Source organism: Klebsiella sp. K5-45 (assembly GCF_030128605.1).
Taxonomy (GTDB): Bacteria; Pseudomonadota; Gammaproteobacteria; order Enterobacterales; family Enterobacteriaceae; genus Klebsiella; species Klebsiella quasipneumoniae.
Genome location: NZ_JAKUZW010000017.1, coordinates 24,574 through 46,837 on the forward strand (window position 1 = coordinate 24,574; position 22,264 = coordinate 46,837).

Sequence of the window (22,264 nt, forward strand, 5' to 3'; positions counted from 1 at the left end):
TGGTGGAGCAGGACCGGTGCAGTTCGTGTATGGGGTAAGAGTACCAGGCGGGTTCGAGCCTGTCTGCTACCAGTTTGCTCAGTGGGTGGTAGGGGACTTTAACGGCCAGGCGGAGAAAGTATGCGAGAGCTCAACCGATGGTTCAGAGATCACTACGGTGTCCCGGTCAGGGTCATACGCTGGGAGCCCCAAACACAGCGCGTTATATACCTGCGTGAAGGGTACGAGCATGAATGCTTTAGCCCCCTCGAGCAATTCAGACGTAAATTCAGAGAAATAAAGGACGGTCATGAGCACTAAATTAACAGGATACGTCTGGGACGCTTGTGCATCTTCGGGGATGAAGCTATCCAGCGTGGCAATCATGGCGCGCCTGGCTGACTTCAGCAACGATGAGGGTGTTTGCTGGCCTTCTATTGCGACCATATCCCGTCAGATTGGCGCTGGTGAAAGTACTGTCAGAACGGCGATAGCTGCACTTGAGAAAGAGGGGTGGCTCACTCGCACGCAGCGCCGCAACGGCAACCGTAATGCATCGAACGTCTACCAGCTCAACGTTTCCAAACTACAGAAAGCGGCATTTTCTCACCTGTCAGTTTCTGACACATCAAAATCTGACGCGTCAAAATCTGATGCGTCAAAAATTGACCCCTCAAAATTTGATGCGTCGGAATCCATCAAAAAAACCAGTTTTGACCCGTCAGAATCTGGTGGGGATCCGTCAGTAAAATCAACTACTGATCCATCAGATATAAATCCTTCTTGTCCGGACGCTTCGCAACCGGACGAACAGGGCTCTGCTGATGAATTTCTGTCACGACATCCTGACGCGGTGGTGTACAGCGCTGCAAAGCGGCAGTGGGGCAGCCAGGACGATTTAACCTGCGCCGAGTTCATTTGGGGAAAAATTATCAGCATGTACGAACTGGCTGCTGAAAGTGATGGAGAGGTAGTTCGCCCTAAAGAACCAAACTGGACCGCATGGGCGAATGAGGTTCGCCTGATGGTGATGCAGGACGGGAGAACTCATAAACAAATTTGCTCACTTTTCAAGCGCGCCAACAAAGATTCGTTCTGGTGTAAAAACGTACTCAGCCCGTCGAAGCTTCGGGAAAAATGGGATGAGCTGTCGTTAAAACTATCTGCTCCACTCAATAGCTCCCGCCAGGAGGCGTCCATTTCGCGAGCCAGCTTCGATGGGGTTGATTACTCATTGCCAGAAAACTCGGGGTTCCGCACATGAGTAAGCCATTTCTCAAATGGGCTGGTGGAAAGTATACCCAGCTGGCTGACCTGTTCGTGCATATCCCGGCAGGGAAACGCCTGATAGAGCCATTCGTTGGTGGTGGGTCGGTATTCCTGAACAGCGATAAACATGCAGATTACCTGCTGGCGGACGTTAACCCGGATCTGGTTAATCTGTATCAGATGTTAGCGGTGGTGCCGGATGAAGTGGAATTAAAGGCCCGCTGGATGTTTGAGCACATGCGGTCACCAGATGGCTATGAGCTGATCCGTTCCGAGTTCAACGCTCAGACGCTGGATGCTACTGAACGCGCAGCTGCATTCCTGTATCTCAACCGGCATTGCTTCAATGGCCTGATGCGCTACAACCAGGCGAACAAGTTCAATGTGGGCTGGGGAGGCTACAAGGCGCCGTATTATCCGATGGATGAGATGAAAGCCTTCGCGGCTATGGCGCATAACTGCGTATTCATGACTGCTGATTACCGTCGAACAATCAGCCTGGCCGGGAAAGGGGATGTGGTTTACTGCGATCCGCCTTACGAACCGATGCCGGGAACAGCCGGATTCACTACCTACGCCGCTGGTGGTTTTAACTGGGAGAACCAGGTAGACCTGGCGAAGCAATGCGTATCAGCCTTTCACCGTGGGGCTCGGGTCGTGATTTCAAACTCATCAGCCCCGAAGGTTCTCGACCTGTACCGGGAGCATGGTTTTAACCTGCAATTCATCAAAGCGCGCCGTTCGATCTCCTGCAAAAGCAGTACGCGGGAAGTCGCAAAAGACGTTGTAGCGATCCTTTAAGGGGGCTAAATGAAACTGACTTTACCATTTCCACCGAGCGTAAATAGTTACTGGCGCGCCCCGAGCAAGGGACCGCTGAAAGGCAGGCATCTGGTAAGCGAGACAGGGCGCAAGTTCCAGCAGGCAGCGAGAGCGGCGATTATTGAGCAACTGCGGGCCGTTCCCCGGCCATCCTCTGATCTGGCCGAGGTTCACATAGTGTTGTATCCGCCGGATCAGCGCCGTCGGGATATCGATAACTACAACAAAGCGCTGTTCGATGCCCTGACTCTAACAGGCGTCTGGGAAGACGACAGTCAGGTTAAGCGCATGCTGGTGGAGTGGGGGAACATCGTGAAGAAAGGGAAAGTAGAAATCACCATCCGACGTTTTCGTGCAGCTGCCTGACGTGGAGATGATATGAGAGCACTACTAACCCCTGAGATTGCCCCACGCATGGGCGTTGTTCTTCTTCGCCCAGGTGCTGATCTCATGCCGATGTTCAGGAGAGGGCGGGTACTGATTGAGCCTGCACCGGAAAAATATAGTGACTACGCAACCGGCGCCATCCCTCCCGCTACGCAGCCACTGGCAGAAGACCCGGTTTTGAAACCAGTATTCGAAAACAAAGACGTCATTCTGCGCGCGGGTGGTATCAGCTCGCTGGAGGCCGAGCTGGAGCGTCGTTTTGAATGCCAGTATCCCCACGGCTCATGGCACAGCGAAAATTTTACGCTGTTCCGGCATGAGCCTGGCAGCATCCGCCTTTGCTGGGCCTGCGATAACCTGATGCGTGATCAGTACACAGAGACGCTGGCAGGCATTGCGCGTGGGAACCTGGTATCCTGGCTGATAACGGTCATCCGCTCACAGCTGGGGTTCAACGAAGACCATCAACTGACAATCCCGGAGTTGTGCTGGTGGCTGGTTATAAACAATCTGGCGCACGTAATCCCTGAATCGCTGGCCCGTAAAGCCCTGCGATTGCCGGAAATAAAGCATCAACCAGTGATGAAGGAGAGCGATATTGTGCCGGAGCCAGCGGCGAGCGAAGTAGTGCAGAAAAAGATTCTCGGTCTTCGCGTTGATCCTGAAACGCCGGAATCTTTCATGCTGCGACCAAGGCGCCGCCGCTGGGTAAACGAGAGCTGGACGCGCTGGGTTAAGACTCAGTCGTGTGTCTGCTGTAACAAGCAAGCAGATGATCCCCATCACCTGATAGGCCACGGACAAGGTGGAATGGGAACAAAAGCGCATGACCTGTTTGTGTTGCCGCTTTGCAGAGCGCATCACGACGAGTTGCACGCTGACACCGTGGCATTTGAGGAGAAGCACGGCTCACAGCTGGAGCTGCTGTTTCGATTTTTGGATCGTTCGCTGGCAATTGGCGTGCTGGCATAGTGGAGAACGCATAATGATTAACCCGTCCGAGGTTGGAAAAGCTGGTGAAATGGTCAGGCTGAAAACGCTTGAGGCCATCTGGATTCAAGGGAAGCTGCGCATGTGGGGCCGCTGGTCTTACATCGGCGGCGGTAGTGGCGGCAATATGTTTAACCACTTACTGGCTTCCGGGAAAGTCACTAAAACAGCCATCAACGAAGCATTACGCCGGATGAAGAAGTCTGGCATCTCGAAGCCAGAGCTTGAGGCGTTTTTTCGTGAAATACTCGCGGGGAAAAACAAAAGCGGCCTGGCCTTCTGTACAGACGATGAAGGACTGCTGATTGATAAGGTACTGGGGGCAGTCCTTATTACGGGTGGTCACAAAGAGTTGTATCACCTGCTGGTGGAGCATTACCGGTTACGGAAGAGCAAACGCCGCATAGCGGAAGAGCTCTATGAAAAGCATCCCGACTGGTGCTTTATGACCTGTAGACGCAGAGTTGATACGTGGCTTAGTTTGGCTGAATCGATGCTGTACGTACCAATGTGTGACGCATTCGGCACAAATGGCGACAGATTTTACTTGCAAGGTGAGCCAGAAACTGCTTGAATTGTGATAGGCTCGGGGCGTTAAAGCGAACTGAGCAGCATGAAATACATTAAAGGCCCAAGGCAACCCCCTTGGGCTTTGTCATTTCTGCACTCCGGTCAGAGCTCTTGGATAGAGACGTGCTGCACGATACGTTAAAGCCCTCTGCGCAGAGCCCTGAACCAGATTGCTGGTTTAGCTCAGAAGGTAGAGCGCCTGCCTTGTAAGCAGGATGTCGGCGGTTCGATTCCGTCAACCAGCACCAGAACGGCAGAGGGGCCAGCGTCTGAAGCGAATCCCGATCACAATGCGTAACTTATCTAGGGGAAGCTATGCAGCAACCATATTTTTTTAACCCGGGCATGACCACTCAACAGCTTGAAGACTGGCTTGGGCAACAGAAAATCTATCTTGCCTATTTCAACCGTCTGATAGCAGAAAAAGCCGCTCTTGAGGAGCGGCTGAGTCAGATCTCTGCGGAGATTGGGCGAGTCGCTACTGGTAGCTTTGAAGGAATGCTGAGTTTTCCCTGGGATCCCAGTCCTCTTGTGGAAAATCCTCAACAGGATAGTGGCCAGTCGGCAGATTGAGTGACGCCAGGACAGCGGCAGCATCTTCTGACATATAACTGGGCTTTAGTTGACTGGCAATGATAAAGAGACAGTCGTTTAGCGAGAGTCTTCTAATCTCTTCAGGTTTCCACTTGGTCATTTCGAAGATAAGGTGATGAAGAGCCTTATCGTTATCAAGATAATAATAATCCGATGAAAAATGTTTCCTGTACTCATCGAGAATACATTCAAGAGTGAATATTTGTCCTATTCGATACCAAACCTGCCTGGCTCTGTAACTGTGTGAGTCTGCCAGTAATGTTTGGGGGAAGTTGTTATTTTGACAAACCCGGGACTTGATTACCTGTAAAAGGTCTGAGTACTTACTCATATTTTCACCAGTTGATGTTTTAATCATTTGCGAATAAATTTTATCAAAGTGAAAAACAAGCCGCTACACGCTGATAACATCAGGCTGGGCGGTTATGGTGAGCCGATACCTCAGACAAGCAGAGTATTGAAACCTGAAAGACTGAATGTTAAATTTCTGGTGTGGTGAATCCCCCTATGCGGAGGGGCATTGCCAGTCTGATATGTTTTTTTGCGCATTGCGAGTCGTCTGTGGACTGGCGGCGACTTACCGGGAGGCACCCGGCACCACACCTAATAAAAAATGATGATAGCTGTAAGGCCCACTTCGGTGGGCTTTTTCTTTGGGCAAAAAAAAGCCCGCATGGTTTCATGTAGGCAAGGCAGTTACATTTAGATTTTGTCCCGGTATATGTTTTTTTTGTCCGGAAGTCGAAAGATACTGTCTCGAATACATTTTGTAAATAACGGATTCAAATCACAATGCCATGCATTTGCATGGCTTTTTTATTATCAGGTCCCGCAGGAATCATCATCGATACAGCGCGTTGTTAAATCAGCTCGATGGGCCTGACCCCTTTATTCACACAGCACCCCGTTAACCCGGAGGTGGAGACTATGAAAATGCCTGACAAAATCTTTTCGGCGGCTTCGTACTGCTCATCAGGCGGCCTGATATGTACGGGGCTGGCAAGGACCTATGACTGGTTTCATGGTCTTGACTGGAATTTTATTGCTCTGGCCAGCGGCGTGATAATCGGTGTAGCGACTTACCTGACCAATCTCTACTTTAAGCGCCGCTGGACAAAGATGTATCAGCAGTCCCTCGATCGTGGTTATGGTGGCCCGCCACCGCAGGATGAATAGCGATGGCTAACCTGAAAACAAAACTCAGCGCGGCCATGCTGGCGCTTATCGCCGCTGGCGCATCAGCTCCCGTTCTCATGGATAAGTTTCTGAATGAAAAAGAGGGCAATAGCCTCACGTCATACCGCGATGGCGCCGGCATATGGACGATATGTCGTGGAGCTACCCGGGTAGATGGAAGACCTGTAACCCAGGGAATGAAGTTAACCCAGGCCAAATGCGATCAGGTTAATGCCGTCGAGCGCAATAAGGCGCTGGCATGGGTAGATCAGAATGTGCGTGTTCGTCTGACGCCCCCTCAAAAGGTCGGGATTGCCAGTTTCTGCCCCTATAACATCGGGCCCGGTAAATGCTTTCCCTCCACTTTCTACCGCAAGCTGAATACCGGTGACCGTAAAGGCGCCTGCGCTGAAATTCGCAGGTGGATTTTTGATGGCGGAAAAGATTGCCGGGTGCGTTCCAACAATTGTTACGGCCAGGTCTCTCGCCGTGATCAGGAAAGCGCACTGGCATGTTGGGGGATAGATGAATGAGCCGATTAGCAGCCATTATCAGCGCCATTGTGATCTGCCTGGTTGTTTGCCTTGGGTGGCTGGCAATGCATTACCACAACGCTGCTGCTGAGCAGAAAACCCGAGCCGATGGCGCCGAGCAGCAGGTAAACGCAGCGCAGGCGATCACATCCAACGTTCTGACCACCATGACGATATTCAACTCCATCGCCGAGGCTAACAAAAATGCAAAAGATCAGATCGCACTGGACGCATCGGGAGCCTCGGCTGATATCCGGGTTGCTGTTGCGAATGATGATTGCACTAATCGCCCTGTGCCTGCTGGCGCAGTTAAGCGGTTGCAACAATACGCGAACGGTCTACGTCAAAGTGCCGGTGGTCCCGTTACCGGCCAGCCTGACGGCTGACACTCCGCAACCGGAAATCCCTGACAACCTGACGTGGGGCCAAAGCCTCGATTTAAACGTCAGCCTGCTATCGGCACTCGGTCAGTGTAACCGGGATAAGGCTGATATCAGGCAGGCTGAGAAGCAACGAACCAAACAGTAGTAGGACAATACTCGCACGCAGTATCTAAAATAATTCTTGTCCAGGACAACATGAGCACCCAGTGATATGATCAAAATAAAGTGAAGAAAGGATTGGCCGCATGAACGTAGCAGACAAAATCGCCTTATTCTCAGCAATTGGCGGATGGGTTTCAGGGATTGGAGCATTGGCCGCTGTGATAACTTCCCTCTATATTGCTAATAAAAAAGTAAAAGTAAGATTAAGTTGCCATGTAGCTGAGAAGGTCATACTTACTCCAGGGATGGGTGAAGAAAACAACCGTGAGTCTGGTATTGCGTTTGAGGTGGTTAATCTAACCACTCTTCCAATCACGATAAACACAATTGGTTGGAGATTTGATAGGCGTTATTATTGGCACCAAATGTTTGGAGACAGGATGTCGCATGCATTACCTAAACGACTTGATTATGGTGAAAGCGCCTTCTTCTGGGTAAGTCTCGAAGGTAAAGAGGACGAGTGGTTTAATGATTTTGCAACAGAGTTAAATTCTAAGGGTGCAAAGGCAAAGCGGGTCGAGTGCGCCATCTCCACCTCTACAGGAGGACCACGCTATTTTCCAGTAGATGAAAAATTAAAAGCTAAATTCAGAGGATTAATATCTTCAGCTATTTGATGAACATTAATAATCTGAAAAAATAGTAATTTGCTTTTAACTCATCACAAAGGTCACCTGCGGGTGGCTTTTTTAATGGTTTAACTAATGGTGGGTAAACATGGCGACTCTGAAGGATCTTTCCCTCCAGTTAATGCAGTTGCAGATACAAATACCTTTCGCCACCGCTCAGGCCATGACAGCCGTCGTTCGGGAAATCGCCGCAGCGCAAAAAGTCGCACTGGGCCGAAAGCTGGAATCGCCAACGCCGTTCACGGTCAATGCAGTTGGTTCTTCAGGAGCCCGTAAGAACGATCTTCGCGCAAAGGTTTATGTACGAGATATCGCGGCTGGGTATTTGGAACCTTTCGAGTTTGGCGGCGATCATAAGCTGAACAGCTCGGCGCTGCTTAACCCCAAAAACATCAAGCTGAACAAATACGGCAACATGCCGCGCAATAAGCTTTCACAGATGAAAGCGAAGCCAAATGTGTTCGTCGGTGAGGTGAATGGCGTCAACGCTGTCTGGCAACGTCGTAAACCAAAACCGGCGAAGAAGAAGAGGGCCAAACGATCTCCTAATGGTACACGCAGGCCCAAACCAAAACAGCGGCCACCTAAGCTGCTGGTGAGGTTTGGTGATGCACTTCCTGTGACCCCTGTACTGGGGTATATGGACCGCTCACGAGCGATGGCGGAAGCATTGATGCCCGGCGCGCTGAGCCGGGCCATCGCTGACGCGATCGGGACGGCAAAATAACCTATTTAATGAAGTAGCAAGAGGATACTGAAATGGATGAACGAGAATTTAAACACGTGATCGCACTGCTTCTTGAGGATGTACAACGGCTTCAGATACTGGAACCAAATGCAGGCACTGAGGCCCGCATCTGGCTGGCGAAGAATGCTTTAGATTCTGGAGACCACGACGATAAATGTCGTGATGGCCAAGATTATTAAACCTGTCCCAGATTCCAAGCCCTTCCGTCAGATTTGGTTACTAAAATATCTGGTGCCGGTTTTACTGACTTGGCAATTTCTTTGACTTCATCTCTAACTGCTGAGGCTTCAAGATTTTTCTCGCAGATATACTCGGCGGACGGAAGTTGATAGGTTTTTCCATTTGAGCTTATTTCTCGAGAGTAACCCTTAGCTTCCATCTTCTTGTGCAGATTGTCGTAATCCTCGGAATTAGCATCATGTAATTCGACGCGAACAGTAAATTTTGCCATTTCTTATCCTTGCGTGCTGTGTGAGAACTGCCAGCATACCACTGAGCCTGATGTGGCGAAATGACAGGTAAATCAGGGTACGGTGATCCCCTTCTGGATTTTGGGTCCTTCCTGAGACTTTTGTAAGGCACGGGCATTGCGCGCCGCAGTGTTTTCCTAGCTACAAATTTTCAAATTTAGGTAACAGGTAACAGGTAACAGTTACGTTTTGTTACGTATTGAGCTTTGTTCTTGATTACAAAAATATTCCCATCAATTGGCCGTTACCCTCGATGTTACCTCTTCTGGTTGGGTAACAGTGTCAGGTAACAGATCAGACTGCCGGTGAGGTAACAATGAACCAGTCAGATTTTGCACGGTTACATGGCGTTAGCCGCAAGACCGTTACGATGTGGAAAAGCCGGGGATGGCTGATCATGTCCGGCGATGATATCGATGTTGTCGCTTCAAATGCACAACTCGAAAAGTACAGGAAAAGCGTTAACCGACCCGATAAACAGAAAACGTCTGCGCCAGAAAAAAAGAAAGCTGACCGGCTGTTGCCTGCGCGGGAGCCGCCGGAAGAAAGTGACTCGTCACTGGAGGGGCTTGCGCGGGATTTCCTCCTTGAAAACGGCGCTGAGTTATCGCTGGATGAAGCGCGCCGGGTAAAGGAAAACTACCTGGCGTTACTGACAAAATTAGAGTTTCAGCAAAAAGATGGCCAACTCATTGAGATGGCTGCCGCCGAGGAGGTTCTTTTCAACGCCTTTCGCCAACAGCGTGACGCCTGGCTTAACTGGCCGTCAAGAGTGGCACCATTAATGGCTGCTGATCTGGGCGTGCCGGCGGACAGGATGACAGAGGTGCTGATTGAACATGTCCACAAACATATCTCAGTCCTCGGAGAACCAGAATTTAACCCAGCAGAAGATTGAACGCCTTCAACTGAGTGTCCGTAAGGGATGGACACCACCACCACGTATCAGCGTCCCTCAATGGGCCGATGACTACCGGAAGCTGGCGAAAGAAGCTGGCAGCACCTCCGGGAACTGGGAAACATCAACGGTTGAAATTGCCCGCGGTCCTATGCTGGCCGCGACGGAATCGGGCGTCCACATTATCACCGTGATGTGCTGTACCCAGTTAATGAAAACCGCGCTGCTGGAAAACCTGTTTGGTTATTTCGCGCACCTCGACCCATGTCCGATTTTGCTCCTGCAGCCGAAGGAAGAGGCCGCCGAGCAGTTTTCCAAAGAACGCATCAGCCCGCTGGTTAGGGTAACGCCAGTTCTGCGTAACATCATAGGTGACTCAAAGCAGAAGAGTTCAAAAGAAACCATTCTGTATAAAGCTTTCACTGGCGGATTTCTGGCGCTGGCCGGCGCCGGTAGTCCAGATAACCTTGCGCGCCGTCCGATCCGTGTTCTGCTTGCAGATGAGGTGGATAAATACCCGATTACTCGCGAGGGCGATCCCATTGCACTGGCGGAAGAGCGAACCGCCACATTTGGCCTTAACTGGCTGTCTGTGCGGGCCTGTTCGCCGACGGTTGAAGATGAAAGCCGGATTGCTGACAGTTACGAAGATTCAGATCAGCGGCGGGCCTCTGTAGTTTGCCCCCATTGCGGGCACCGACAGTTCCTTGATTTCTTCAAACATGTTCAATGGCCAAAAGAAGGTGATAAGCACCTGACCAAATCGGCCATGATCCATTGTGAATGTTGTGGTGCTGGCTGGTCAGAGGGGGAGCGTCTGCGGGCATTACAGACAATCCGCTGGCATCAGACCAAACCGTTTGAATGTTGTGGTTCCCGCCATTCACCATTAATGGAATACGACCAGAAATGGCATGAAGGCGATGAGGGAAGTGTTGATACTGTCTGGCGATGGTCGGAGTCGGAACGGCATGCCGTATACCGGGCGATTTGCCCGGACTGTGGGGCTGAGGCGCTGGATAATCACCACGCCGGATACCAGGCGTCAAAGCTGTTTAGTCCCTGGCAGAAAGATAAGCCGTCGGACATTGCAAAGAAATACCTCGATGCGAAAGGGGATCCGGATAAGGAACAGGCCTGGTGGAACACCCAGATGGGGTTGCCGCACCGACCTAACCACGGGAAACAGCTCCCGGTTGATGTCCTGCTGGCGCGCCGTGAAGTCTTCCCGGCCGTCGTTCCTGATGGCGTGGCATTGTTAACTGCCGGCGTCGATACCCAGGATGACCGATTCGAAATCACGATCACTGGCTGGGGACGGGACGAGGAATCGTGGTCAGTTGCGCATGACGTCATTTATGGCGACCTGGAAACAGAGGAACCGTGGAAGCGCCTTGATGCGTATTTGAAACAGATATGGCGACGCGGTGACGGGCGAGGGCTGAATATTCTGGCTGCATGTATGGATTCCGGTGGTCACCACACGCAAAAGGTTTATGAGTTCTGTAAAGAGCGCCTTGGGCGACGCATCTGGGCTATCAAGGGGGAGTCTGCGCAGGGCGGTAAACGTAACCCCGTCTGGCCAACCAAGCGACCGACGTCGAAAAGTAAAGCCAGCTTCAGGCCAATTATTCTTGGCGTGAACTCTGCGAAAGATGTTGTCCGTGGTCGTCTGCATCTTGAACCGCCGGCTTTAGGTACTGCAGGTGCGGGTTATATGCACTTCCCGGATGATCGTGACCTCGGATATTTCAACCAGCTACTGGCAGAGCGACTGGTTTACAAAGTGGTGGCCGGACAGCGATTCAGTGTCTGGGAGCCCATTCCAGGCCGGGCGAACGAAGCGCTCGACTGTCTCGTATACAGCTATGCCGCGCTGTGCGGACTGAAACATATGGGACTAAAACTCAATGTTCGGGCCGCTAACCTTCAGGCCGATCCCGATAAGTTCCTGCCGGCGCCAGCCGAGCCAGAAGAAAAAATCAATTACGAATTACCGGGTGCCATCGTGGATGAGGCTATGGCTCCCGTTAAGCGTAAGAACATTTCTAAACTCCTGCCGCAATAAGGAAAACCATGTTTAATCGAAACACGAGCTTACTTGCTGGTGGGATGACTGATGAGCAGCTCAGAGACGCTCTGCAGAAAGCGCAGCAGGCTTATATCGACCTGACTACCGGCAGCCGTGGCGTCTCATTCTCCTATACGCAGGGTGATGGGACGCGCTCTGTCTCCTATCAGCAAAGCTCTCTCGCCGACCTGCTGGCGCTGATTCAGTTGCTGCAGGCGCAACTGGGAATTGTCGCCCGGCCACGGAAGCCAGTGAGGTTCAGATTCTGATGAATAAAGTGCAAATCCTTGGTCCTGACGGGAGACCTTATCAGGCACCAAAACCCAGCATGTTGACGGGCGGTAGCCGGGTGCCATATGACGCCGCGGATTCCTTCAGCGATCAACTGGCGAACTGGCAGCCCGCACTATGGTCACCGGATAATGAAATTAATATCTACCGTGACCGTATCGTTTCCCGTGCGCGCGATCTGGTCCGAAATGATGGATGGGCCAATGGTGCCATAACTCGCCTGCTTGATAATGCGGTCGGCGCCAATTTCCGTCCGATCATGAAGCCTGACTATCGTGTATTACGGATGATGACAGGTAATAAAAGTTTTGACGCAGTATGGGCGGAAGAGTACGGAAAAGCACTCGCTTCCCACTGGAGAACCTGGGCATACGACACAGGCCGTTATTGTGACGTTGAGCGCAAGCTAACCGTTCCACAAATGTTACGCCTGGCCTTTCGCCACAAGCTGATAGATGGCGACGCCCTGATGGTGCTCCAGTATCGCACCGATCGCCTTGGACCAGGTAAGGGGCGTTATGCCACGACGGTGCAGGTTGTTGATCCCGACAGACTCAGCAACCCACAGCAGAATTTTGATATGCCCAATATTCGCGGCGGCGTTGAAATAGATGCTGATGGCGCACCTGTGGCATATCACATACGTGAAGCACATATCGGTGACTGGTGGAGTGGCGCCAAAACGATGACATGGCGGAGGATACCGCGGGAAACCGACTGGGGGCGCCCGCACGTTGTGCACGACTTTGACCATGAGCGTGGAGCTCAGCATCGGGGTAATGGCATTCTGACTCCAGTGGTGCAACGTCTGAAGATGCTGGTGAAGTACGACCAGAGCGAGCTGGAAGCGGCAATTCTGAATGCTATCTTCGCCGCGTATATTGAGTCTCCATACGATCCCGAAATGATCCAGTCCGCGCTGGGGGAAAACTTCGAGGAAGGGTTAGGGGCATATCAGGACGGCCGGGCTGAATTTCATAACGATCGTCGTTTAACGCTGCAGAATGGCGCCCGCATGCCAATCCTGTACCCCGGCGAGAAAATAACAACGGTCAATGCTGCCCGTCCGTACAGCAACTTTGAGGTTTTCGAGTCTGCAGTTCTGCGTAATTTCTCTTCCGGCACGGGGTTATCTCCGCAGCAGGTTACACAGGACTGGTCTGATGTGAATTACAGCTCTGCGCGTTCCTCCTTGCTGGAGGCATGGAAAACACTCACCCGCCGGCGCGATGATTTTTCCATGGGTACCGCGCAGCCTGTGCTGACAGCCTTTGTTGAAGAGGTCCACGATAACGAGGATTTGCCTCTTCCGTCGAATGCCCCCGATTTTGTTGAGGCCCGGGCAGCGTATTCCCGTGCGCGCTGGATGGGGCCGGGGCGTGGATGGGTGGATCCGGTGGCGGAGAAAAAAGGCGCCATCCTTGGCCTCGATGCCGGTCTTTCCACTCTCGAAATTGAAGTGGGTGAAAACGTGGGTGAAGACTGGGAAGAGATACTTGATCAGCGCCAGCGGGAAATTGAGTCCTGCCTGAAGCGCGGGCTGCCATTACCGAGTTGGGCGCAGGCGGACCAGTTCGCCAGCCAGACAATTACCGATCCGGAGGAAAAGTGAATCTACCTCATCTGGCCCAGCGCCTTTTTAATACACCGCTGGCGCTGCACCCAAGTAAAGCTGAAGTCATCATGGCATCCGTTATGGACCGGTTTGGTATCAGTAAAATCGAATCCTCTCTTGCCATGGATGATGACTGGTATGGATACGACGATAACCGGGGGCGGGAATCCCGTAGCGACCCGGGTTATGACAATGTGCTGGGCGTCGCTGTCATCCCGATATGTGGGACCCTGGTGCAGAAGCTGGGTAGCCTGCGCCCATACAGTGGCATGACAGGCTATGACGGCATTCGCCAGGCCTTCCTGACCGCGATGGAGGATCCCGATATTTCCGGGATTTGCCTGGATATTGATTCGCCTGGCGGCGAGGTCGCGGGATGTTTCGATCTGGTCGATGTCATTTACGGTGCCCGCGGGAAAAAGCCCATTCATGCCATTCTGACGGAAAGCGCCTATTCCGCCGCCTATGCGATTGCCAGTGCGGCGGACCGGATTTCTGTTCCCCGAACCGGTGGTGTGGGTTCAGTTGGTGTGATCACCATGCACCTTGACTGGACCCAGCGGATAAAAGATGACGGCCTCAAAGTCACCATTATCACCTACGGTTCCCGTAAGGCTGAGGGGTCACCGCTGAGAGAACTCTCAGATGAAGCGCTGGCGGCTATTCAGCAGGACATCAACACCATGGGCGAATTGTTTGTGAATACCGTCGCCAGAAATCGGGGGATTAGCGTAAAGGTTATCAAAAGTACTCAGGCTGCCTGTTTTATGGCTGCTGATGGTGTGGAACTTGGACTGGCTGATGAGGTGTGTCCTCCTGATGCTGCGTTCAGAAACTTACTTGAAAAAACAGGAGCCTGAAATGGCGAAGAAAAAGACATTTAGTTTTGCTCATCTTATTGGCCGTGGCGCGACTTCTTCCGAAGAGGAAGAAGATAAAAAGGCCAAAAAAGCGAAAGGCCGTCGCGCGGAAGAGGATGAGCGCGAAGATGATGCCGAGGACGATGAACGCGATGATGACGCGGAAGACGACGAGCGTGATGATGACGCTGAAGATGACGGTGACGACCCGGAAGCGGCGGAAGACAATGACGATTCCGAAGATGATGGCGACGATGACCGCAAAGAAAGCAAAGCGGTGAAAAATGCCCGCGCCGCCGAGCGTAAACGTTGTGCCCGTATCTTCGGCAGTAAGCATGCTGCGGCGAATCCTTCACTGGCCGCGTCGCTGGCATTCAATACCGGCATGAGCTCAGCTGCCGCCATCAATGTTCTGGCTTCAACCGCGCCAGCTTCGCAGCCAGCCACAACCCGCAAGCGTTCACTTGACCAGCGGATGCAGGCCAGCCATCAGGCCCGTCTGAATCCGGATAGTGGCAAGAAAGAGAGCGGTAAATCGGCACTGGTAAACCAGATGACCGGCCTCTACAACTCCATTAAAGGAGAGAAATAATGGATCAATTTGGTCAGAATGCCTTTGCACCTGGCATGAAGAGTTCAGCGTTTGTGCCGGATCAGTTAATTGCCGGGACGCTGCAACTGGTCACGGATACCGGCACGATCACCGGCGGTGTGTATAAGCGTGGCACTGTGCTTGGCATGATCACCGCTAGTGGTAAATACACCGTCAGTGTGAAAACCGCAACGGATGGTAGCGAGACGCCGGCGGCCATTCTGGTTGATGATGTTGACGCGTCCACCCATGGCGATCAGTCCGGCGGCCTGTATCTGATGGGGGAGTTCAACCAGAATCATATTATTTTTGACACTTCCTGGACTGCGTCGGAACTGAAAACAGCACTACGCCCGCTGGCCATCTTCCTGAAAGACAGCGCCCAGGCACCTTTAACCACCTCCTGATTTATCCCTCATTTCTCCTGGCGAATGCTTTAACCGGCAGGCGTTGACCCATTTAAAATTTATGCCAGCGTGCGGCTGGCATTATCAAGAGACTGAATATGGAAAATATTTATGATACCAGTGTGCTGGTACAGGTTGTTCCTAACCTGAAAACCAGTCAGAACTGGCTGCTTGATCGCTTCTTCCCGAACGTCGTGACTTATGAGACTGAAGAAGTGGCGATTGACGTGGATGTCGGCCTGCGTCGTATGGCGCCATTCGTCTCCCCGCTGGTGGAAGGTAAGCTGGTCGAGTCCCGTAAATACCAGACCAATACGTTCAAACCAGCTTATATCAAAGATAAGCGCGCGCCGGATCTGCGTAAACCGATTCGTCGCCAGATTGGTGAGCGTATTGGCGGTGAATATACCGCCGCAGAACGCGAAATGTTGAACCTGCAGTTTGAGATGACCGATCAGATTGACATGATCAACCGTCGTCTTGAGTGGATGGCGGCCAGCGCGCTGGTGTCCGGTACCGTCACGGTTGCCGGGGAAGGCTATGAAACCAAAGTAGTGGATTTCGGGCGCTCTCCGGATTTGACTATCACTCTGAGTGGTTCAGATAAGTGGCCGCTGACGGTTGCCGCGGGTGCCACTAATACCCAGCCCTCTGATGATATTGAAATCTGGCAGACGCTTTTCCTGAAAGAATCCGGTTCCGTCGCGACGGATCTGGTGTTCACAAGCAAGTCATGGCGTGCTTTCCGACTGGACACCACCATCAAAGATAACGCCATCACGTTCCCGGCGCTGAGCCCGTTTGGTAACCAGATTAACGCTGGCCCACAGGCGATGAAGGGCGCTATTTATAAAGGACGATGGGGTAACTTTGACCTCTGGTTATATAACGACTGGTTTATTGACCCACTTGATAATGTCGAGAAGCCGATGATCCCCGACGGCGCCGTTATTATGTCTGGCGCTGATCTGATGGGTACCCGCGCTTTTGGCGTTATCCTGGACCCGGCATTTAACTACGGTCCCCTGGCCTATGCGCCAAAATCCTGGGTGAAAGAAGATCCGGCCCAGCGTCTTATCCTGATGCAATCCTCTCCGCTGGTTATTCCGAGCCGGGTAAATGCATCCCTTTGTGCAACGGTGGTCTGATATGGCTAAAACAACCAAAACTGTACTGGGCGATGATCTGAATGCGGAAGGCGCCACCGAAGACGCCCTGAATATCGACGACCTGAATGCTGGTGGCAGCGTTTATGAGACCCAACAGCATGACGATAAACACGGCGAACCATCAGAGGATGAGGATACCGCTGAAGAAGATGACCAGGAAGATGCCCCGGAGCCTGAGTTTGTGGTGCTGAAAGGGAATTGCATCCGCCATGACGGTGAGGTCTATCGGGAAAACTCCCTTATTCCGGTCTCCGGTAAGGATGCCGAGCGTCTGCTGGGAGCAGGTGTAATTGCCGATCTCCATGCTCTGCGACAGCGCGCATTATCTGCTGTGCGTGGTGTGAAAATCACAACGGAGTAAGCTGATGGGCGTGGACTGGGATTTACATCTTCTGAGTCCGCTCCATGGCGTGTTTGGCGATGAGCATGAGTACCGTCCCCGCAACGGTACTCCTTTTACGATTAACGGTATTTTTGACCGTGGCTATGCGCAGGTTGCAGAAAATCTTGATGGTGAATCAGAAATTAACACCTCCAGCCCGATGCTGGGTGTGCGTGATGCTGAATTTCGTCAATTGGGTAAACCGCAGCCTGCCGTATCTGACCGTGTGTTTATTAAAACGGTCGGGGGTCAGGTCATCAATCAGTTATTTGTTGTGTCCAACGTCGAACCGGACAGCCATGGCGGCTCGCGTCTCGTTCTCAATGTAGCGAAAACCCGATGAATGCTTCCGCAATACGACAAATGGTCGTGGCCGCGCTGAAAGATAAAACCGCCGCCGGCGATCGTGTGTATTCCCCGCGTGACTGGGCAACTTCGCCGGACTTGTACCCTGCATTGCTTGTTCAGACGCCATTTGATCACAAAAAGGCGCAGGGGCGAAATACCCCGGCCTTCACCTCTCTGACCACCGTTCGTATTACCGGCCGGGTTCAGGAGTATGACAGTGAAACCACTGATGATGGCGCCATGCGCGCGGAGGTTGCACTGGAGGAGCTCCGGGAACAGGTGGAAAGGGCGGTGATTAACAGCTACGAGTTGACCCGGAACATCCAGAAATATGCGGAGGTTCGCTCGACGATTGATGTTGATGCGGATGGCGAAGCGCATATGGGCCAGCTGCTTATCGAAATTGATATTGAGCACTATCAGGGACCGGAAGACTTTTATCCGATCGATACGGTACCGCTGGCGGGGATCGACATCACCATCAACATGCCGGACGGTACGCCGCAGCCTGGCGTAAAAATAGACCTTCAGGAGTAATCATGTTTGTAAAACCGAAGGACGGGATCAGCGTTCGCTGCCCTGTCAGGGGGGAGCCTTTGCCCAAAGATGGCGCGGAGGTACCTGATAATACGTTCTGGCGCCGCCGCATGAAGGATGGTGACGTCAGCCAGGTACCGGAAAAGGGCGTTAAAAACGCCGTAAAAAAAGAGGGCGTAACTAAATGACCGTTCCATTTTCGCGAGTTCCCGGCAATTTACGTGTGCCGCTTTTTTATGTGGAGTTTGATAACTCCATGGCCAACACGGCGACCGCTACACAGCGAACGCTTCTGATTGGTCAGATGCTGGCATCAGGTTCTGCACAGGAAAAAATCCCGGTAAAAGTCTCTTCTCCCAATGCGGTGGGTGAGCTTACCGGAAAAGGCTCAATGCTGCATGGCATGATGACGGCGTATCAAAAAAACGATACTGCTGCGGAGGTCTGGATCCTTCCGCTGGCTGATGATGCGGATTCGATGGCAGTGGCAACAGGCAGTATCAAGGTTGCCACACAGGCGACAGAAACCGGCGTTATCTCTCTTTATATTGCTGGCGTTCGCGTACAACTGACCGTACTGGCGACTGACACTCCGGTTCAGATTGCCACTGCGCTGGTCGCGGCGATTACCCGCAAAACGGAACTGCCGGTGACCGCTGCTGTAAAAGCCGATGCCACAGATACCGTGACACTGACGGCCAAGAATGCCGGCTTACTGGGCAATGGTATTGATATCAGGCTGAATTACCTCGGCGTTCAGGGCGGCGAGGTGACGCCCGCAGGACTGACGCTGACCATCACGGGCATGGCCGGCGGCGCAGGCGCGCCGGATATTATTGATGCCCTTGGCAACCTGCAGGATAAGACCTTTGATTTTGTCATTAACCCTTATGATGACACCGCATCACTGGATGCCATCCGGGAGTTTCTGAATGATGCAACGGGCCGCTGGGCATGGGATAAACAGCTTTATGGCCACGCTTTCACCACCACCAATGGCACTTACGCTGAGCTTGGCACCAAAGGGGAAACCCGTAATAACCAGCATGAGTCACTGCTTGGCGTGTATCGCTCACCGTCACCGCGTTATATCTGGGCGGCGGCACTGACTGGGGCCGCCGCACCCAGCCTGCGTAACGACCCCGGACGCCCGCTACAAAGTCTGCCTGTTTATGGCGTGCTGGCGCCGGATCTGGCGGATCGCTTTGAGCTGACAGAGCGCAACAACCTGCTGTACAGCGGCATCTCCACTTACACCGTAGGTGATGACGGGACGGTGATGATTGAAAACCTGATTACCACCTACCAGAAAAACAGCTATGGCGACGAAGACGACAGTTACCTGCAGGTGGAAACGCTGTTCAGCCTGATGTTTGTCACGCGATATCTCCGCACTGCAGTCACCAGTAAATTTGGTCGCATGAAGCTGGCCGCGGACGGCACGCGTTTTGCGCCGGGGGCGGCGATTGTGACACCTAACATCATCAGGGCCGATCAGATTGCGGAATACCAGACGCTGGTCTTTAACGGCTATGCGCAGGACGCAGAGGCCTTTGCCAGAAACATTATTGTTGAGCAGAACAAAACGAACCCGAACCGCGTTGACGTACTGTGGCCGGGAACGCTTATGAACCAGTTGCGCATCTTCGCGTTGCTTAATCAGTTCCGCCTGCAGGCTGAGTCAACAGGAGCATAAATCATGGCAGGAGATACCACTAACCGCCTGGCGGGTACCGCTTATGTCACCGTCAATGGGGTGACTGTGATGGTGGAGGGCTCGTTTAAATACCAGTCAGCTACTGTCAATCGCACCACGCTGACAGGCATGGACGGAGTACATGGTTATAAAGAAAAACCGGTTGCCCCGTATATTTCAGCCCGTCTGCGTGACAGTGGCGGGACTAACGTGCTGGGGTTTAACGGTCAGACGAACGTCAACGTGATCGCCGAGCTGGCGAACGGAAAGACTATTATCGGTCGCGCACTCTGGACGGTTAACGTTCAGGAGGTGGAAAGCGAAGACGCAGTGTTTGATGTTCGCTGGGAAGGTCGGGACGTAACGGAGAACTAAGATGGCAGAACTTGAACGCACCAAAGTCATTCCTCTCATCAAGCCTCTTGTCGATGAGGCGCAAAAAACGCGCTATGAGCAACTGGAGCTGAAGGCACCGACGCTCAGCCAGGCAGAGCAGTTCTACGAAAAGCAGACATCGTCCACTTCTCTGGCGGCAATGCGTCTGCTGATCTCGCTGGTCACGGATACGCGGGAAAGTGTGCTGCAGCCGATGGATTTTATCGACTTCCGAAAATGCGAGGAGTTTTTGCTCGGTTTTTTGACCTGGAAGCCCTGACCGCCTGGCAGGAAACGGCCGCTGACGTCACATTTTATTTCCGCTGGACAGAAGACAGGGCGTGGGGCATGACCTATGCCCGTCTGAAGTGGTGGGTATCGCAGGCCACCCGTATCAATAAACTCAGGAATACCAAACCCGATGAGTAATTCTTTCGACTTTGAGCTGGTGGCCAGCGATCAGGCGACGGAAGCCATTGAGCGTATCAATGAGGCTATCCGTGATCTGGAGCCAAAGCTGGATAAAACCAAAGAGGGACTCCAGTTAGGAGGACAGGAGACCCTCGATGGACTGAACGGCTTTATATCCCGCTTCGAAAATCTGTCCAAAAATGCCCGTGATAACGTGCAGTATATCGGGGATATGGTGCCGCCGCTGAAGATGGTCGGTGAGCTCTCCGGTAAGCTGGCGTCGCTGGGCGTGGTCGGGGCGGCGGGATACGGGTTAAAACAGATTGCCTACGGTTTCCATGAGGCCTCAAGGGAAGCCTATAACCTCGATGTTGCCGCGAAAAATGCGGGTATGCGGGTGGAGGATTTTTCCAGACTGTCCGGCGCCATGCGGATACTGGGGGCTGATGGTGACAGTGCCAACGCTTCCATCGAGGGGATGGCTAAAAGCCTGAAGGAGGCCGCCAGCGGTGCCAACAGCCAGGTGCTTGGCGCATTGTCGCAGATTGGCGTTCAGATCCAGAAAAACAATGACGGCTCCGTTGATACGCTGAGAACGCTGGAGTCGATAGCGCGCGTTTTCCCGAGCCTGCGTCCTGACCAGCAGAAGTCGGTTTCCGATGCCCTCGGATTGACGCCGGAAATGCTGGCGCTGATGCGTGAAGGCGTACGGATGAAAGCATTGCTGGCTAAATCTGATGAACTTGGCCTGACGGTTGATCCGGAACTTAACCGGCAATTGTCCGAGGTTAACGGCACCATGAATGAGCTGGGCGCAGCATGGGATGGGCTGAAAAACCGTTCGAAAAACTCTCTGTTCAAGGGATTGCTTTCCGATGGTTCGGTGAAAGACGGTCTCGAAGGTATGACCGACTTGTTCTCTAATGGCGATTTCACCGGGCTGTCACATGCGTTGGGGTTTATCAGTAGTAAAGATGCCGAAAAGCTACGCCGCATCCAGGGTGATAAAGCGTTGTATAACACCCTTTCCCGAGGAGAGCGCGGGGCGGTAGATGCCGGCTTTATGACGGATGCCGTCCGGAAACGCTACGACGCGCAATATGGCGCCAGTGACAGAGCTGAACAACTCCGTAATGATTTGTCTGTTATCCTGCCAGCAGGTGCAGCAGCTCCACGCGGGGAGGTGAATTACAGCCAGCCATCTAACCAGGCACTGGGCCTCAGAAATAATAACCCGGGCAATCTCCGGATAGCGCCTAATGCGACCGGGGTGAATCGTGGTTTCGTCACTTATGACAATAGCAACGACGGGTTGGCGGCAATGGCCAGGCAGCTGATGTTATATGGCGATCGTGGGAATAACACGCTGAACAGCATGATCCACACCTATGCGCCGCGGTCAGAAAATGACACTCAGTCCTATATCAATTCAGTCTCAGCCGCGACGGGATTTCAGCCCCAGCAGCGGATGGATCTGCATAACCCGGAAGTACTGAAATCTGTCATGGCAGCCATGATTCAGCATGAGAATGGCGCGCAGCCATATTCTGAAGATGAGATACAGGCTGCAATTCAAACGGCCATCAGTGACCCGCGTTGGTCAGGTCTTCGTGATAGTAGTGTACTCAGCCAGCAGAGACAGAATATCCTCGCGCCTCAGCCTGATACGTTTGACAGCTCTTCTATCCTGACAGCCTCCGGCAACGGGAGAGAGGCAGCCAGTGAAAACCTGACCCGGTCCCTCAAAGAGGCGATGGCCGATCAGAAAATGAAGCTGGAAATCACCCTGGTCAATGATAAGGGGGAGAAGAAAACCTATAACGTTGAGGATAACGGCAGAATAACAACCGCCATGAATTACTAACCCGTTTAAACTGCCGCCCTGGCGGTTTTTTTTATT

The 22,264-nt window shown here is 52.6% G+C and carries 31 protein-coding genes, 1 tRNA gene and 1 pseudogene; 31 read left to right on the plus strand and 2 right to left on the minus strand.

Annotated elements, in window-relative coordinates:
- The first annotated feature begins 120 nt into the window (after nt 1-120).
- The 8 genes from MKS11_RS24680 to MKS11_RS24715 all read left to right on the plus strand — a co-directional run bounded on the left by MKS11_RS24680 (nt 121) and on the right by MKS11_RS24715 (nt 4,590).
- A complete protein-coding gene (locus MKS11_RS24680) occupies nt 121-300 on the plus strand; it encodes a DUF4222 domain-containing protein (RefSeq protein ID WP_284109740.1) in 180 nt (59 codons plus the stop codon).
- Nucleotides 290-1,243 (plus strand): helix-turn-helix domain-containing protein, encoded by a 954-nt coding sequence (locus MKS11_RS24685; protein WP_151471427.1) that lies wholly within the window; start codon nt 290-292, stop codon nt 1,241-1,243. Before MKS11_RS24680 ends, MKS11_RS24685 begins: the two co-directional genes overlap by 11 nt.
- On the plus strand, nt 1,240-2,049 hold the full coding sequence (locus tag MKS11_RS24690) for a Dam family site-specific DNA-(adenine-N6)-methyltransferase (protein WP_284109741.1): 810 nt from the start codon (nt 1,240-1,242) through the stop codon (nt 2,047-2,049). The genes MKS11_RS24685 and MKS11_RS24690 overlap by 4 nt, the downstream gene beginning before the upstream one ends.
- A gap of 9 nt (nt 2,050-2,058) precedes the next feature.
- Nucleotides 2,059-2,436: a RusA family crossover junction endodeoxyribonuclease gene (locus tag MKS11_RS24695; RefSeq protein ID WP_000779146.1), complete on the plus strand. Its 378-nt coding sequence runs from the start codon at nt 2,059-2,061 to the stop codon at nt 2,434-2,436.
- 12 nt (nt 2,437-2,448) lie between these two features.
- Nucleotides 2,449-3,429, plus strand: coding sequence for a DUF968 domain-containing protein (locus MKS11_RS24700; RefSeq protein WP_284109742.1), 981 nt, complete (start codon nt 2,449-2,451; stop codon nt 3,427-3,429).
- 13 nt (nt 3,430-3,442) lie between these two features.
- On the plus strand, nt 3,443-4,021 hold the full coding sequence (locus MKS11_RS24705) for a DUF1133 family protein (RefSeq protein ID WP_284109743.1): 579 nt from the start codon (nt 3,443-3,445) through the stop codon (nt 4,019-4,021).
- 168 nt (nt 4,022-4,189) lie between these two features.
- A tRNA-Thr gene (locus MKS11_RS24710) sits at nt 4,190-4,265 on the plus strand.
- A gap of 67 nt (nt 4,266-4,332) precedes the next feature.
- Entirely contained in the window at nt 4,333-4,590 is a 258-nt protein-coding gene (locus MKS11_RS24715) for a hypothetical protein (RefSeq protein WP_284109744.1), read from the plus strand.
- Here MKS11_RS24715 and MKS11_RS24720 read toward each other — a convergent pair.
- Nucleotides 4,496-4,969 (minus strand): hypothetical protein, encoded by a 474-nt coding sequence (locus MKS11_RS24720; RefSeq protein WP_004216292.1) that lies wholly within the window; start codon nt 4,967-4,969, stop codon nt 4,496-4,498. The genes MKS11_RS24715 and MKS11_RS24720 overlap by 95 nt on opposite strands.
- Before the next feature lie 569 nt (nt 4,970-5,538).
- Between MKS11_RS24720 and MKS11_RS24725 the strand changes: the two genes are divergently transcribed.
- The 7 genes and pseudogenes from MKS11_RS24725 to MKS11_RS24755 form a co-directional block, all read left to right on the plus strand.
- Entirely contained in the window at nt 5,539-5,787 is a 249-nt protein-coding gene (locus MKS11_RS24725; RefSeq protein ID WP_004146526.1) for a phage holin, read from the plus strand.
- Nucleotides 5,788-5,789: 2 nt separating this feature from the next.
- Nucleotides 5,790-6,320 carry a lysozyme gene (locus MKS11_RS24730; RefSeq protein ID WP_284109745.1) on the plus strand — a complete coding sequence of 177 codons (531 nt, stop codon included), beginning with the start codon at nt 5,790-5,792 and terminating at the stop codon, nt 6,318-6,320.
- Nucleotides 6,317-6,706, plus strand: a complete 390-nt coding sequence (locus MKS11_RS24735; protein ID WP_202712462.1) for a DUF2570 domain-containing protein — start codon at nt 6,317-6,319, stop codon at nt 6,704-6,706. The genes MKS11_RS24730 and MKS11_RS24735 overlap by 4 nt, the downstream gene beginning before the upstream one ends.
- Nucleotides 6,591-6,848 (plus strand): Rz1 lytic protein, encoded by a 258-nt coding sequence (locus tag MKS11_RS24740; RefSeq protein WP_142294942.1) that lies wholly within the window; start codon nt 6,591-6,593, stop codon nt 6,846-6,848. The genes MKS11_RS24735 and MKS11_RS24740 overlap by 116 nt, the downstream gene beginning before the upstream one ends.
- Before the next feature lie 100 nt (nt 6,849-6,948).
- Nucleotides 6,949-7,482, plus strand: coding sequence for a hypothetical protein (locus tag MKS11_RS24745; protein WP_040210591.1), 534 nt, complete (start codon nt 6,949-6,951; stop codon nt 7,480-7,482).
- Nucleotides 7,483-7,582: 100 nt separating this feature from the next.
- Nucleotides 7,583-8,221, plus strand: a complete 639-nt coding sequence (locus MKS11_RS24750; RefSeq protein ID WP_284109746.1) for a hypothetical protein — start codon at nt 7,583-7,585, stop codon at nt 8,219-8,221.
- 32 nt (nt 8,222-8,253) lie between these two features.
- A pseudogene (locus MKS11_RS24755) lies at nt 8,254-8,373 on the plus strand (hypothetical protein); the annotation flags it as partial.
- Between the two features lie 44 nt (nt 8,374-8,417).
- On the opposite strand, the gene MKS11_RS24760 reads toward MKS11_RS24755, so the two are convergent.
- The gene (locus MKS11_RS24760; protein WP_040210587.1) at nt 8,418-8,693 is read right to left on the minus strand and encodes a hypothetical protein; all 276 of its coding nucleotides are present in this window, start codon (nt 8,691-8,693) and stop codon (nt 8,418-8,420) included.
- A gap of 335 nt (nt 8,694-9,028) precedes the next feature.
- On the opposite strand from MKS11_RS24760, the gene MKS11_RS24765 reads away from it, so the two are divergent.
- The 16 genes from MKS11_RS24765 (at nt 9,029) to MKS11_RS24840 (ending at nt 22,228) form a co-directional block, all read left to right on the plus strand.
- Nucleotides 9,029-9,610, plus strand: a complete 582-nt coding sequence (locus tag MKS11_RS24765; protein WP_053290028.1) for a hypothetical protein — start codon at nt 9,029-9,031, stop codon at nt 9,608-9,610.
- Nucleotides 9,552-11,678 carry a phage terminase large subunit family protein gene (locus tag MKS11_RS24770; protein WP_220181787.1) on the plus strand — a complete coding sequence of 709 codons (2,127 nt, stop codon included), beginning with the start codon at nt 9,552-9,554 and terminating at the stop codon, nt 11,676-11,678. Before MKS11_RS24765 ends, MKS11_RS24770 begins: the two co-directional genes overlap by 59 nt.
- Nucleotides 11,679-11,686: 8 nt before the next feature.
- A complete protein-coding gene (gene gpW / locus MKS11_RS24775) occupies nt 11,687-11,950 on the plus strand; it encodes a gpW family head-tail joining protein (RefSeq protein ID WP_000483310.1) in 264 nt (87 codons plus the stop codon).
- The gene (locus tag MKS11_RS24780) at nt 11,950-13,584 is read left to right on the plus strand and encodes a phage portal protein (RefSeq protein ID WP_023281757.1); all 1,635 of its coding nucleotides are present in this window, start codon (nt 11,950-11,952) and stop codon (nt 13,582-13,584) included. The genes gpW and MKS11_RS24780 overlap by 1 nt, the downstream gene beginning before the upstream one ends.
- Nucleotides 13,581-14,447 carry a S49 family peptidase gene (locus tag MKS11_RS24785; protein WP_247050682.1) on the plus strand — a complete coding sequence of 289 codons (867 nt, stop codon included), beginning with the start codon at nt 13,581-13,583 and terminating at the stop codon, nt 14,445-14,447. Before MKS11_RS24780 ends, MKS11_RS24785 begins: the two co-directional genes overlap by 4 nt.
- 1 nt (nt 14,448) lies before the next feature.
- Nucleotides 14,449-15,039, plus strand: coding sequence for a hypothetical protein (locus MKS11_RS24790; protein ID WP_040210577.1), 591 nt, complete (start codon nt 14,449-14,451; stop codon nt 15,037-15,039).
- The gene (locus tag MKS11_RS24795) at nt 15,039-15,446 is read left to right on the plus strand and encodes a head decoration protein (protein ID WP_040210576.1); all 408 of its coding nucleotides are present in this window, start codon (nt 15,039-15,041) and stop codon (nt 15,444-15,446) included. The genes MKS11_RS24790 and MKS11_RS24795 overlap by 1 nt, the downstream gene beginning before the upstream one ends.
- 98 nt (nt 15,447-15,544) lie before the next feature.
- Nucleotides 15,545-16,594, plus strand: coding sequence for a major capsid protein (locus tag MKS11_RS24800; protein ID WP_021543308.1), 1,050 nt, complete (start codon nt 15,545-15,547; stop codon nt 16,592-16,594).
- 1 nt (nt 16,595) lies between these two features.
- A complete protein-coding gene (locus MKS11_RS24805) occupies nt 16,596-16,976 on the plus strand; it encodes a hypothetical protein (RefSeq protein ID WP_226498852.1) in 381 nt (126 codons plus the stop codon).
- Between the two features lie 4 nt (nt 16,977-16,980).
- Entirely contained in the window at nt 16,981-17,340 is a 360-nt protein-coding gene (locus tag MKS11_RS24810) for a hypothetical protein (RefSeq protein WP_032708389.1), read from the plus strand.
- Nucleotides 17,337-17,882, plus strand: coding sequence for a hypothetical protein (locus MKS11_RS24815; protein WP_040210568.1), 546 nt, complete (start codon nt 17,337-17,339; stop codon nt 17,880-17,882). Before MKS11_RS24810 ends, MKS11_RS24815 begins: the two co-directional genes overlap by 4 nt.
- Nucleotides 17,883-17,884: 2 nt before the next feature.
- The gene (locus MKS11_RS24820; protein ID WP_040210566.1) at nt 17,885-18,070 is read left to right on the plus strand and encodes a DUF2635 domain-containing protein; all 186 of its coding nucleotides are present in this window, start codon (nt 17,885-17,887) and stop codon (nt 18,068-18,070) included.
- On the plus strand, nt 18,067-19,578 hold the full coding sequence (locus tag MKS11_RS24825; protein ID WP_152843016.1) for a phage tail sheath subtilisin-like domain-containing protein: 1,512 nt from the start codon (nt 18,067-18,069) through the stop codon (nt 19,576-19,578). The genes MKS11_RS24820 and MKS11_RS24825 overlap by 4 nt, the downstream gene beginning before the upstream one ends.
- 3 nt (nt 19,579-19,581) lie before the next feature.
- Nucleotides 19,582-19,953 carry a phage tail tube protein gene (locus tag MKS11_RS24830; protein WP_040210562.1) on the plus strand — a complete coding sequence of 124 codons (372 nt, stop codon included), beginning with the start codon at nt 19,582-19,584 and terminating at the stop codon, nt 19,951-19,953.
- Between the two features lies 1 nt (nt 19,954).
- On the plus strand, nt 19,955-20,233 hold the full coding sequence (locus MKS11_RS24835) for a phage tail assembly protein (RefSeq protein ID WP_040210560.1): 279 nt from the start codon (nt 19,955-19,957) through the stop codon (nt 20,231-20,233).
- A 141-nt stretch (nt 20,234-20,374) separates the two neighbouring features.
- Entirely contained in the window at nt 20,375-22,228 is a 1,854-nt protein-coding gene (locus MKS11_RS24840) for a hypothetical protein (RefSeq protein ID WP_040210558.1), read from the plus strand.
- Nucleotides 22,229-22,264 lie beyond the last annotated feature (36 nt).